Annotated in this window: 11 protein-coding genes and 1 tRNA gene; 5 read left to right on the top strand and 7 right to left on the bottom strand. The window is 63.6% G+C overall.

Going from position 1 to position 11,994, the window contains the following annotated elements:
• Positions 1-11 precede the first annotated feature (11 nt).
• The 3 genes from mshC to CXR00_RS09390 are packed head-to-tail and all read right to left on the bottom strand — an operon-like array spanning position 12 to position 2,491.
• Positions 12-1,298, bottom strand: a complete 1,287-nt coding sequence (mshC, locus tag CXR00_RS09400; protein WP_104054247.1) for a cysteine--1-D-myo-inosityl 2-amino-2-deoxy-alpha-D-glucopyranoside ligase — start codon at positions 1,296-1,298, stop codon at positions 12-14.
• 23 nt (positions 1,299-1,321) lie between these two features.
• Positions 1,322-2,146, bottom strand: a complete 825-nt coding sequence (locus CXR00_RS09395; RefSeq protein ID WP_104054246.1) for an undecaprenyl-diphosphate phosphatase — start codon at positions 2,144-2,146, stop codon at positions 1,322-1,324.
• Between the two features lie 42 nt (positions 2,147-2,188).
• Positions 2,189-2,491, bottom strand: a complete 303-nt coding sequence (locus CXR00_RS09390; RefSeq protein ID WP_104054245.1) for a hypothetical protein — start codon at positions 2,489-2,491, stop codon at positions 2,189-2,191.
• A 41-nt stretch (positions 2,492-2,532) separates the two neighbouring features.
• On the opposite strand from CXR00_RS09390, the gene CXR00_RS09385 reads away from it, so the two are divergent.
• Positions 2,533-2,766, top strand: a complete 234-nt coding sequence (locus CXR00_RS09385) for a DUF5703 family protein (RefSeq protein WP_104054244.1) — start codon at positions 2,533-2,535, stop codon at positions 2,764-2,766.
• A 48-nt stretch (positions 2,767-2,814) separates the two neighbouring features.
• Here CXR00_RS09385 and CXR00_RS09380 read toward each other — a convergent pair whose 3' ends face one another.
• A complete protein-coding gene (locus CXR00_RS09380) occupies positions 2,815-3,966 on the bottom strand; it encodes an acyl-CoA dehydrogenase family protein (protein WP_104054243.1) in 1,152 nt (383 codons plus the stop codon).
• A 26-nt stretch (positions 3,967-3,992) separates the two neighbouring features.
• Positions 3,993-5,327, bottom strand: coding sequence for a M20/M25/M40 family metallo-hydrolase (locus CXR00_RS09375; RefSeq protein ID WP_104054242.1), 1,335 nt, complete (start codon positions 5,325-5,327; stop codon positions 3,993-3,995).
• A 147-nt stretch (positions 5,328-5,474) separates the two neighbouring features.
• Between CXR00_RS09375 and CXR00_RS09370 the strand changes: the two genes are divergently transcribed.
• The 4 genes from CXR00_RS09370 (at position 5,475) to CXR00_RS09355 (ending at position 9,050) form a co-directional block, all read left to right on the top strand.
• Positions 5,475-5,557: transfer RNA gene (locus tag CXR00_RS09370), tRNA-Leu, on the top strand.
• Positions 5,558-5,716: 159 nt separating this feature from the next.
• Complete coding sequence (locus CXR00_RS09365) at positions 5,717-7,030, top strand: hemolysin family protein (protein WP_104054241.1); 1,314 nt, start codon at positions 5,717-5,719, stop codon at positions 7,028-7,030.
• A gap of 170 nt (positions 7,031-7,200) precedes the next feature.
• Positions 7,201-8,607 (top strand): APC family permease, encoded by a 1,407-nt coding sequence (locus CXR00_RS09360; RefSeq protein ID WP_104054240.1) that lies wholly within the window; start codon positions 7,201-7,203, stop codon positions 8,605-8,607.
• Positions 8,608-8,645: 38 nt separating this feature from the next.
• Complete coding sequence (locus CXR00_RS09355) at positions 8,646-9,050, top strand: universal stress protein (protein ID WP_104054239.1); 405 nt, start codon at positions 8,646-8,648, stop codon at positions 9,048-9,050.
• 114 nt (positions 9,051-9,164) lie between these two features.
• Here the strand turns inward: CXR00_RS09355 and mmsB are convergent, their stop codons facing one another.
• Together mmsB and mmsA are read right to left on the bottom strand one after the other, a co-directional pair.
• Complete coding sequence (gene mmsB / locus CXR00_RS09350; protein WP_104054238.1) at positions 9,165-10,412, bottom strand: multiple monosaccharide ABC transporter permease; 1,248 nt, start codon at positions 10,410-10,412, stop codon at positions 9,165-9,167.
• Entirely contained in the window at positions 10,409-11,971 is a 1,563-nt protein-coding gene (gene mmsA / locus CXR00_RS09345) for a multiple monosaccharide ABC transporter ATP-binding protein (RefSeq protein WP_104054825.1), read from the bottom strand. The genes mmsB and mmsA overlap by 4 nt, the downstream gene beginning before the upstream one ends.
• Positions 11,972-11,994 lie beyond the last annotated feature (23 nt).

Raw genomic sequence — 11,994 nt, 5'->3', positions numbered from 1 at the left:
CCTGCCCCGGGCTAGAGCCGAATACCCAGCAGGGCGTCCAGCGTGGAAGCAGCCAGTTCGGCGCCGTCTGCGGTCACGGTGTTCGCCCGGCCGCTCTCGGCGACCATGACCGCCCACGCGTCCACTGCGGCCAAAGCGGCAGGTGCATCGAGATCCCGGGCCATGGCCGTGCGCACCTCAGTGAGCATCTGCTCGGCTTCGGCGTGGCTGGTATTGGGCAGCGCGCTGCGCCAGCGGGAAAGGCGCTGCTCGGCACTGGTCAGCTGATCATCCGTCCAGAACCAATCGGTGCGGTAGTGGTGGCTGAGCAGGACTGCACGGATGGCAGCCGGATCAGTGCCCTGGCTCCGCAGCTGGGAAACCAGTACCAGGTTGCCCAGGGACTTGCTCATCTTCTCGCCGTCCAGGCCCACCATGCCGGCGTGCGCGTAATGGCGGGCCAGCGGGCTTCCGCTGCAGGCGTAGGCGTGGCCGGCGCTCATCTCATGGTGAGGGAAGACCAGATCCGAGCCGCCGGCCTGAACGGTGAACGGAGCCGGGAGGAAACGCTGGGCGATGACTGAACACTCAATGTGCCAGCCGGGGCGCCCCTCCCCCAGCGTTGCGCCGTCCCAGAAGGGTTCGCCGGCCCGCTTCACGCGCCACAGCAGCGGGTCCAGCGCATTGCGCTTGCCGGGGCGCAGGGGATCGCCGCCGCGTTCGGCAAAGATCGGGAGCATCTGTTCGGGGTTGAGGCCGGAAACGCTGCCCAGATGCCAGGCCGCAGGATCCTCCGGGTCCATTTCCGAGGCCGCATCGACGGAAAAGTAGACGTCGCCGGCGGGGTTGCTGCCATCCCCGGGAACACGGTAGGCAAGGCCGCGGCGAAGCAGATCCTCCACTGCCGGCACAATCCAGTCAATGGCTTCCACCGCGCCGATGTAGTGATCCGGAGCCAGGACGTTCAGTGCTTCCATGTCGTCGCGGAAGAGCTGGGTCTGCTCGAGGGCCAGTTCCCGCCAGTCCAGGCCTTTGGCGTTGGCTCGTTCCAGCAGCGGATCATCAACGTCCGTGACATTCTGCACGTAGCGGACCGTATTGCCTGCGTCCCGCCACTGCCGGTTCAGCAGGTCAAAGGCTACGTAGGTTGAAGCATGCCCCATGTGGGTGGCGTCATAGGGGGTGATGCCGCAGACATAGAGACTGGCCTCACCGTCGGTGCGCACGGGAACGGCGCTGTCCAGGGCGGTGTCGTGGAGAACCAGGTCCGGCGATTTTCCGGGCAGGACGGGCAGGGGGAAGTTTTTCCAGGCAATCACAGGGACAACTCTACTTTCCCTTCCTAGGCAGTCAGCACACCCAGGCCCAGCAGGATGTAAATGACCACGCCGAGGAGGATCCGGTACCAGACAAAGAGGCTGTAGCTGCGGCTGGAAACGTAGCGCAGGAACCACCCGATGATGATGAATCCCACGATGAAGGCAACGAGGGTGGCTCCGGCAGTCTCCCACCCGCCGTACACCATCGGCTCATCCAGCGACTTGGCCAACTGGAAAAGGCCGCTGCCGAAGACTGCAGGAATGGCCAGCAGGAACGCATACCGGGCGGCAGCCTCGCGGGTGTAGCCCATGAACAGCCCTGCGGTGATGGTTCCGCCGGAACGGCTGACGCCGGGGATCAGCGCCATGGCCTGCGCGAGCCCGTAAAGGATGCCGTGCTTGTAGGTGAGCTGGTCCAGACGGCGCTGCTGCTTCCCCACAGCGTCCGCGATCGCCAGGATGATGCCGAAGACAATCAGCATGGTGGCGACGATCCACAGACTGCGGAAGGTGCTCTCGATCTGGTCCTGGAACAGGAGCCCGAGGATAACGATGGGCAGCGTTCCGATGATGATCAGCCAACCCATGCGGGCATCCGGATCATTGCGCGGAACACGTCCGGTCAGCGACCCGAACCAGGACTTGACGATCCGGACAATGTCTTTCCAGAAGTACACCGTGACGGCCGTCTCCGTGCCGAGCTGCGTGATGGCCGTAAAGGCCGCCCCCGGATCCTGCGCGCCGGGCAGCAGCTCGCCCACAATCCGCAGATGGGCGCTGGAGGAGATGGGGAGAAATTCAGTAAGACCCTGAATGAGACCGAGGAAGAGTGCTTCAAACCAATTCACAAGGGAATACTCTAGGGCACCGTCAGTTGGCGCCCGAACCCGCTACCCTCCCGGCTGCGCACCGGAGGAGCGTTCCCCCGCGTCGCGGGGATCGTTGACGAACTCCGCGTCGGCATCCATATCGGCGTCAAAATCCTCGTCGTCATCTTCGTAGATCTCAAGCGGCGTGACCTCGCCGTAGGCGTCATAGAGGACTTCCTCATAGACCTCGAAGGCATCCGCGACAGCCAGATAGGCCGCTTCCACCACCGGGTCCTTGTCTCCCCGGCGCTGCGAGGCCGCCGTCAGATGTTCTTCGAGTGCGGCCACGAGGGATTGGAGCGCAACATGCGGATCTATGCTCATGCCCTAGACGTTAGCGGTAAAGTGAGCAAAATTGGAGGGAAATGCGAGAACAAATTCTTCGGCCCAGCGTCCGCCGGCCAAACGAAAATATCCGGGACTATGAGTACCTCGTGGTGTCGGTGAACCCCGGAGATTCCCTCTCCGAGGCACGCCGGATCATCACCGAACATGCCGAGTACGGCAAATGGGAGCTCCAGCGCAGCTGCATCTACCGAGGCGGAGCTCGCCGTTTCTGGCTGCGCCGCCGGATCATGCGGGTCCGCCGCACTGCCTGATTCGAACCCCGCTGCAGCGCAGCGGCCGGATTTACCCCAGACACTGGACTAGTCCGGCAGCGGCCCCAGCCAGGCATTGGCTACCGACGCATGAACAGAATCCTCGCTTGAGGGGTGGAACATGCCCGCAAGCACGTCACGGTAGAGGCGCTCCAGTTCCGCACCCCGGGAATAGCTCCTGCCCCCGGCCACGCGGACAGCCGTTTCCACCACCGACCGTGCTGTTTCGGTGGCCCGGTACTTCAGCGAGGACAGTTTTGGAAACCACAGGCTTCCGTGGTCGGCACCCTCTTCCAGATCACGGGCCATCGTTTCCAGCTGCGGATGGATCCCGTCCATCCGAATCGCCGCATCCGCAACTTTCCAGCGGGTGTGCGGGTCGTGGGCCCCGCTGCCGCCTCCCGCCGTCGTCCGCTGCTGTGCGGCTTCCACCGCCAGTTCGACGGCGCGGTCGCCGATGCCGGTGTAGACGGCGGACAGCAGGGTTTCAAAGAGGGCAAAGATGCCGAAAACGAAGGCATCCGAGTGCGGTCCCACCGGGGTGCTGCGGACCAGCTGCCCCTTGGACAGGACCGCGTGATCCAGGACGGTGGTGCAGGACTGGCTGGCCCGCATGCCCATGGTGTTCCAGTCATCCTTGACGATGATGCCCTCAGTGCCGCGCGGGGCGAACCCGAAAATGAGCCGGGGCTCCTGGGGCACTGAGTCGTCACGGCCGAAAATACCCAGCTTTGTCCACGCTGGAGAGAGGCTGGTGAAGATCTTGGTGCCGGTGAACGCATAGGACCCGTCCCCCTGCGGAACGGCAGCCGTCTTGGAATCGAACAGGACGGCAGGATTGCCCGGTTCCGAGATGCCGAAGGCGTACAGCTCGCCCCGGGCGGCGTCCTCGAGGATAAACGCCAGGGAATCGTCCCCGCGCAGGGCCAGCAGGTGGGCCACGCCGCACCAGACGAGGTGCATGTTGACGGCCAGCGCCGTGGCGGGGGCTGCGGCGGCCAGCAGCCGCTGGCTTTGGACTACCTGGCCAATCGTGAATCCTGCACCGCCTGCCTCCTGCGGGGTGAAGAGGGACAAGTAGCCGGCGCGGCGCAGGTCTTCGAGGTCCTCGGTGAAGAAGCTGTTGTCCCGGTCATAACCGGCAGCGCGTCCACGCAGCCGTTCCAGGAGGTCGGGGGTCAGGATGTTTTCGACGTTCATGCACTGGATCCTTTCAGGAGGAAAGGCTAGTAACTGGTGAGCAGCCGGGACAGGACCCTGGTCCCGAACTTCAGGGAATCGACCGGCACCCTTTCGTCCACACCGTGGAACATGCCGGTGAAGTCCAGGTCCTCCGGCAGCCTCAGCGGCGCAAAACCGTATCCGGTGATGCCCAGGCGGCTGAGCGACTTGTTGTCGGTGCCTCCGGAGAGCGTGTACGGGAGCACGGGGGCACCCGGATCTTCGGCCTGCAGCGCGCCGATCATCGAATCCACCAGGTTTCCCTTGAACGGAACCTCCAGGGATACGTCCTTGTGCTCGTAGCTGACGTCGATCCCCGGGCCGGCGAGGTCCTTGATGAGGGCCAGGACCTGCTCCTCCTGACCGGGAAGGGTCCGCACATCGATGAGCGCCTCGGCGCTGCCGGGAATGACGTTGTGCTTGTACCCGGCCTTGAGCACCGAGGGGTTGGAAGTGTTCTGCAGGGTGGCACCCACGAAACGGGCCACGGTGCCCAGTTCCGCCAGCAGCCGCTCGGGGTTCTGCGGATCGAATTCGACGCCGGTGAGCTCGGTCACGCCGTCCAGGAAGGCACGGGTGGTGTCAGTGAGCTCGATGGGCCAGGGGTACTCGCCGATGGTGGCGACGGCGCGGGCCAGCCGGGTGACGGCGTTGTCGGTGTTGATCTGGGAGCCGTGTCCGGCCCGCCCGTGGGCAGCCAGACGCAGCCAGGAGATGCCCTTCTCCGCGGTCTGCAGCAGGTAGGTGCGTTTGCCCCCGATGGTGGCGGAGAAGCCGCCAACCTCCGAGATGGCCTCCGTGGCGCCGTCGAACAGTTCGCGGCGGTTCTCCACCGCCCAGCCCGCACCGTACTGGCCGCCGGCCTCCTCGTCAGCGAAAAACGCGAAGATGAGGTCCCGCCTGGGCTTGGCGCCCGAACGGGCCATCTGACGCATTACCGACAGGATCATGGCGTCCATGTCCTTCATGTCCACGGCGCCGCGGCCCCAGATCAGCCCGTCGCGTTCTTCGCCGCTGAACGGATCAACCGACCAGTCCTGTTTCTGCGCCGGAACCACGTCCAAGTGGCCGTGCACCACGAGGGCGGGCAAAGAGGAATCGCTGCCTTCCATCCGGGTGACCACCGAGGCACGGCCCGGAGCGGACTCAAAGAGGTCCGCGTGCAGGCCGACTTCCTCGATCAGTCCTGCGGTGTACTCGGCGGCGGCACGCTCCCCCGGACCTGAGCCGTCCCCGAAGTTGGAGGTGTCAAAGCGGATAAGCTCCTGGCAGATCCGGGTGACTTCATCTTCGGCGGTTGTTGGGCGCGCGGCGGACTCAGACGCAGTGGACTCAGACATGTTTCTCCTTCGAAGTGATTGGTGCCCAGCCTAGCCACCGAGTGCCTGACCAGCGCCGATTTACGGTTGCGGCTAAAACCGTGTTAGAGTTTTTCCCGTTGCTTCCGCAGCTTTTGAACGACCAAAGAGCTTGCGGCAAACACCCAAGCGCGGGTGGCGGAATGGCAGACGCGCTAGCTTGAGGTGCTAGTCCTCTAACGAGGGTGGGGGTTCAAGTCCCCCTCCGCGCACAATCAAAACCCCGGAATCCTTTGGATTCCGGGGTTTTTTGTTGCCTTCCGTCAAACACCGGATTAGTTATCCGTGACGTTGAACACATCTTCCCCTGTGCATCGTGCGCAGCTGTTCTTCCCTGTCAGCGGCGGCACGGCGCCGGTACCCTCGGGTCTATGGATGGCGCAACGCTCTTCAATCTGCTGCTCGTCGTGTTCTTCGTCCTGCTGGGAGGGGTTTTCGCCGGAACCGAGATGGCGCTGGTCTCGCTGCGGGAGAGCCAGATCAGCCGCATCGAATCATCCGGGGCCGGCGGCAGGAGAATCGCCGAGCTGGCCCGCAACCCCAACCTGTTCCTGTCATCCATCCAGATTGGCGTGACCCTCTCGGGGTTTTTCTCCGCCGCCTACGGAGCTTCCGCCCTTGCTCCCGCGCTGGCACCGGCACTGCGGGGGCTGGGTTTTGCACCGGCCGCAGCGGACGCCACCGCCTTCATCCTGCTGACCCTGGCCGTGGCTTACCTGTCCCTGGTCCTGGGTGAGCTGGTGCCCAAGCGGCTGGCCATGCAGAACGCCGAGCGCTTCACCCGTCTCCTCGCCCCTCCCCTGAATGTCTTCGCCGTCATCATGCGGCCCGTCATCAAGCTGCTGTCGGTGTCCACGGATGCCGTGGTCCGGGTCCTCGGCGGCGATCCCAAGGTCAAGACGCCCCCGATCACCTCCCAGGAGCTGTGGGACATGGTGGCAGCCAGCCCCGTCCTTGCAGAGGACAGCCGGCGCATCCTCTCCGACGTTTTCGGCGCCGGCGACCGGCTGCTGCAGGAGGTCATGCGTCCCCGTCCCGAAGTGAAGTTCCTTTCCGCCGAGCTGACGGTGGCCGAGGCCCGGGCCATCGTGCATGTGCTCCCCTACTCGAGGTACCCGGTCATCAGGGACTCACCGGACGACGTCGTCGGCTTCATCCATGTGCGGGACCTCCTGCGGGAGGAGGACGACGGCGGCAACGGTTTGGGTGGGCCGCGCACGCTCGGGGACATTGCCCGCCCCATCCTCTTCCTTCCGGGCACCGCGCCGGTTGTCCCCTCGCTGTCCCGCATGCGGCGGGACGGCAGCCACATCGCCGTGGTGGCGGATGAATACGGCGGCACGGACGGCATCGTCACGCTGGAGGATCTGGTGGAAGAGCTGGTCGGGGAGATCTACGACGAGTACGACACCCTGCGGGACCCCGAGGACAGGCACCGTCGGATCCGCGGCGATCTGGTGGTTGACGGCGCTTTGATCCTGCAGGAGTTCGAGCGGCTGACCGGCTTCGCCCTTCCGGAAGGACAATATGAAACGGTCGGCGGGTACATTATGGAAAGACTGGGCCGGATTGCCAGGCCCGGAGATGTGGTCGGGGCGCCGGGGTGCGAGCTGGAGGTGCTTAGCCTTTCCCGCCGGCGCATTGTGGCTGTCCGCGTCATTCCCGATTCAAAGGAAGCTGACTAACCTTCCTCCCGGGCGGGCTTTGGTCGACTTCGGTTACGCGGGCCTCAGTCATTTCCCGTAACATTGCTATGCCGCTCTGAAGCGCAGAGAATACCGGGCACGGGCAGTGAGCCCCATTCCGGCTAGGCCCGGACCGCAGATGCAGATATCCAGAAAGCAGGAAAGCCGTCATGGCCGAAACAAAAAACGACTCGGGAGCGCCCGAACTCAAGCGGGTGATGGGAACCAAGCTCCTGCTGCTGTTCATCGTCGGCGACATTCTTGGAACCGGTGTTTACGCCCTGACCGGCCAGGTGGCCGGCGAGATTGGCGGCGCCGCCTGGGCTCCCATTCTGGTGGCCTTCTTCGTCGCCACGATTACTGCTCTCTCCTATCTTGAGCTCGTCACCAAATTCCCGCAGGCAGCCGGTGCCGCGCTTTATGCGCACAAAGCCTTTGGAATTCATTTCGTGACCTTCCTCGTGACCTTTGCGGTCCTGAGTTCAGGCATCACGTCGGCATCCACCGCCGCCAAGTTCCTGGCCGAGAACTTCATTGTCGGGTTTAACCTCGACTGGGGTCAGACCGGCGTCACTTGGGTGGCTGTCATCTTCATGCTTGTGCTCGCCCTGATCAACCTGCGCGGTGTCGGAGAGAGCATTAAGTTCAATGTGGTTCTGACCATCATCGAACTCACCGGCCTTCTCATCGTGATCCTGATTGGCTTCTGGGCCATGGGGCAGGGCAACGTCGACTTCTCACGGGTCATGGTCTTTGAAACCGAAGGCAACAAGAGCGTTTTCCTTGCCCTCACGGCGGCCACCTCCCTGGCTTTCTTCTCCATGGTCGGTTTTGAAGACAGCGTCAACATGGCCGAGGAGACGCGCGACCCCGCGAAGATCTTCCCGAAGGTCATGCTGACCGGACTGGGAATCACCCTGGTCGTGTATCTGCTGGTCTCCATTGCCGCCGTCGCCATTGTTCCCGTGGGCCAGCTCTCCGCCAGCGCAACGCCGCTGCTGGAAGTTGTCCGTGCCGGCGCCCCCAACCTGCCGGTGGACGTTATCTATCCGTTCCTGTCGATCTTCGCGGTGGCCAATACTGCGCTGATCAACATGCTGATGGCCAGCCGCCTGCTTTACGGCATGGCCAAGCAGGACGTCCTCCCCCGTTCCCTTTCCAAGGTCCTTCCGGGCCGCCGCACCCCGTGGGCATCGATCCTCTTCACCACCGCCATCGCCCTGGGACTGATCATCCTTGTCACCAACTTCATGGGCAAGGAAACCGTCACCGCGCTGGGCGGCACCACCGCCCTGCTGCTGCTGGCCGTCTTCACCGTGGTGAATATTGCCTGCCTGGTGCTGCGCCGCACTCCGCACGAAGGCAAGCACTTCCGTTCCCCCGGCTTCCTTCCGTACGTGGGCGTTTTCACCTGTGCTTTCCTCCTCGGTCCCTGGGCCCAGGATCCGATCGAGTACCAGATCGCCGGCCTGCTGCTGGTCCTGGGCCTGCTGCTCTGGGTCCTGACCTGGTTCTGGAACCGGGCCGTGCGTGCCAAGAAGACCCGGTTCACCGATGCCGAAGAAATCCGCGGCTAGCCACTTCCGCCCGTTTACGTCCCTACGTCAGGAGCATCATGAGTATTGTTGTCGGTTTTCTTCCCACCCCGGAGGGTGCCGCTGCCCTTGAGGCTGCACGCCGCGAAGCCGCGGCGCAGTCCACCACCCTGGTGATCGTGAACGTGGGTTCCCCCCGGCACGGTCTGCACCACCAGGAGCAGGAGGAAGCCAATCAGGCCGCCGTCGAACAGCTTGAAAAAGAGCTGCGCGCCGCCGGGGCGGATTTCCGGCTGGTTCACCCCGTGGGCGACTACGACCCGGCCGAGGAAATCCTCAAAGCGGCTGAAGATCCGCAGGTGGAGCTGATCGTCCTGGGCCTGCGCCGCCGCACACCGGTGGGTAAGATGCTGCTCGGAAGCACCGCCCAGCGGGTGCTGCTGCAGTCCGACTGCCCGGTCCTGGCGGTCAAGGCTCACCACTAGGATCCTTTTGCGTGCCCGCCGGTTCCCCGGCGGGATACGGCTGTGGCCGGCACCCAAGGTTTCGGGTGCCGGCCACAGCCGTATCTGGAGACATGCTCCGGGGTCGCTGCGCTCCTACGTGATGGAGGCCGATCCGCGGCGCTTGTTGAACACATCAAAGGCAACAGCAGCCAGGAGCACCAGGCCCTTGATGAGCTGCTGATATTCGGTTCCAACGCCCATGATGGACATGCCGTTGTTCAGGATTCCGATGATCAGGCCACCGATGATCGCACCGGTGACCCGGCCGATGCCGCCGGTGACTGCGGCGCCGCCGATGAACACTGCCGCAATGGCATCCAGTTCGAATCCCTCTCCGGCCTTCGGGCTGGCGAGGTTCAGCTGGGCGGTGAAGACCAGGCCGGCCAGCGCAGCCAGCACGCCCATGTTGATGAACACGGTGAAGGTGGTCCGCTTGGTGTTGATGCCGGAAAGTTCAGCAGCGTGCAGGTTCCCGCCCATGGCGTAGATGTGGCGGCCCCAGACGCTGCGGTTCATGACGGCCGAGTAGCCAACCGTCAGCAGGCCCAGAATCACCAGCACGATGGGCGTCCCGCGGTAGCTGGCCAGCAGGTAGGTGATGAAGAGGACCATGGCCGCGGTCAGCGTCAACTTTGCGGCGAACCAGAGCATCGGCTCGTCCACCAGCTGGTGGCGGCGGCGGATCATCCGCTGGCGGATACCTGAGCCAACCAGGGCCGCGGCGGAGAGCACGCCGATGATGACGGTCAGCGGCTCCAGGAAGCTCGTTCCGCCCCCGAGGTCGGGGAGGAATCCGCTGCCCAGATCCCGGAACTGGTCCGGGAACGGCGAGATCTGCTTGTTCTGCAGGACGATCTGCGTCAGCCCCCGAAACGTGAGCATGCCGGCCAGGGTCACAATGAAGGCCGGAATGCCGAAGTACGCAATCCAAAAGCCCTGCCATGCTCCGACGGCGGCGCCAAGGACCAGGCACAGGATGGCGGCCAGCCACCAGGGAAGTCCCCACTGCGTGATCATGACGCCGGCGGCGGCACCGGTGAAGGCGACCACCGATCCAACGGACAGGTCAATGTGCCCGGCGATGATGACCAGCACCATGCCCACGGCCAGAATCAGGATGTAGCTGTTCTGGATGATGAGGTTGGAAACGTTGATCGGTGCCAGCGTGATCCCGTTGGTGGCGATCTGGAAAAAGATGATGATGGCGATCAGCGCGATGAACAGACCGACCTGGCGAAGCTGCCCGGTCAGGTAGTTCAGGGCTGAACCGACGATTCCCTGCGGTTTCCCCTTCGGGGCCGGAACACCGGTGGACGATCCCTGGTCGGTAAGAGTGCTCATTCGCTTTCCTTGTCTGTCGCGGCGGCAGGAATCCTGGCGTCGCGGGTCATGTACTGCATGAGGTATTCGGCACTGGCCTTTTCGCGCGGGACGTCAGCAGTGATCCGGCCTTCGGCCAGGGTATAGATGCGGTCGCAGATACCCAGCAGCTCCGGCAGCTCCGAGGAAATGACGATGACGGCTTTTCCCTGGTCTGCCAGCTCATTGATGATGGTGTAAATCTCGTACTTTGCCCCCACATCGATGCCGCGGGTGGGCTCATCGAGGATCAGGACGTCCGGATCGGTGTGGATCCACTTGGACAGGACCACCTTCTGCTGGTTCCCGCCCGAGAGCTTGCCCGTCAGTGCGGTCACCGAGGGTGCCTTGATGTTCATGCTGGTGCGGTATTTGTCCGCCGTCAGATGTTCCCGGTACGGATCCACCCAGCCGCGGCTCGCCAGTTTGTCCAGTCCGGACATGGAGATGTTGCGCTTGATGTCCTCGATGAGGTTCAAGCCGTACCGTTTGCGGTCTTCGGTGGCGTAGGCAAGTCCGTGCCGGATGGCCTGGCCAACGTTCTTCATCGTGATTTCGCGGCCGTTCTTATATACGCGGCCGCTGATGTTGTGTCCGTAGCTGTGCCCGAAAACACTCATGGCAAGTTCCGTGCGCCCTGCGCCCATCAGACCGGCAATGCCGACAATTTCGCCGGCCCGAACGTAGATGTTTGCCTCGGAAACCACCCGGCGGGTGCGGTCCAGCGGATGGTGCACCGTCCAGTCCTCGACGCGGAGCACTTCTTCGCCGATGACTGAAACATGTTCCGGATATCTGCTGTCCAGGTCCCGGCCCACCATGCCGCGGATGATGCGTTCCTCGGACACGTCGTCCTCGTGCATGTCCAGGGTTTCGATGGTGCGGCCGTCGCGGATGATGGTCACGGCGTCGGCGATGGCCTTAATCTCGTTGAGCTTGTGGCTGATGATGATGCAGGTGATTCCGTCTTCGCGCAGGCCCTTGATCAGGCCCAGCAGATGTTCGGAGTCTTCGTCATTCAGCGCAGCGGTTGGCTCATCCAGGATCAGCAGCTTCACCCGCTTGGACAGGGCTTTGGCGATTTCCACCAGCTGCTGCTTGCCCACGCCGATGTCCTGGATCCGGGTGGCAGGGTTCTCGGAGAGCCCCACCCGCTCCAGGAGTTTGGCTGCCTCCAGATTGGTGCGGTGCCAGTCGATGAAGCCGCCCTTGGACTGTTCGTTGCCCAGGTAGATGTTCTCCGCAATGGACAGGAAGGGGCTGAGCGCCAGCTCCTGGTGGATGATGACCACGCCGGCCGCTTCGGAATCCTTGATGTCCCGGTATTCCTGCAGGTTGCCTTCCAGAAGGATTTCTCCCTCATAGCTTCCTGCGGGATAGACCCCGGAGAGCACCTTCATCAGGGTGGACTTGCCGGCACCGTTTTCACCGCAGATGGCATGCACCTGCCCTTGACGCACATCCAGGGAGACCTCCTGCAGTGCCTTGACCCCGGGGAAGGTCTTGGTAATTCCCCGCATGGAAAGAATGTTTTCGTTCACGTTCGTGTCCTTGCCGGCGGATG

It is taken from the genome of Arthrobacter sp. 9E16, assembly GCF_002929435.1.
Classification (GTDB): domain Bacteria; phylum Actinomycetota; class Actinomycetes; order Actinomycetales; family Micrococcaceae; genus Arthrobacter_B; species Arthrobacter_B sunyaminii.
Note: the sequence above shows the minus strand (reverse complement) of the source record. Positions and strands in the feature narration are given on the sequence as shown.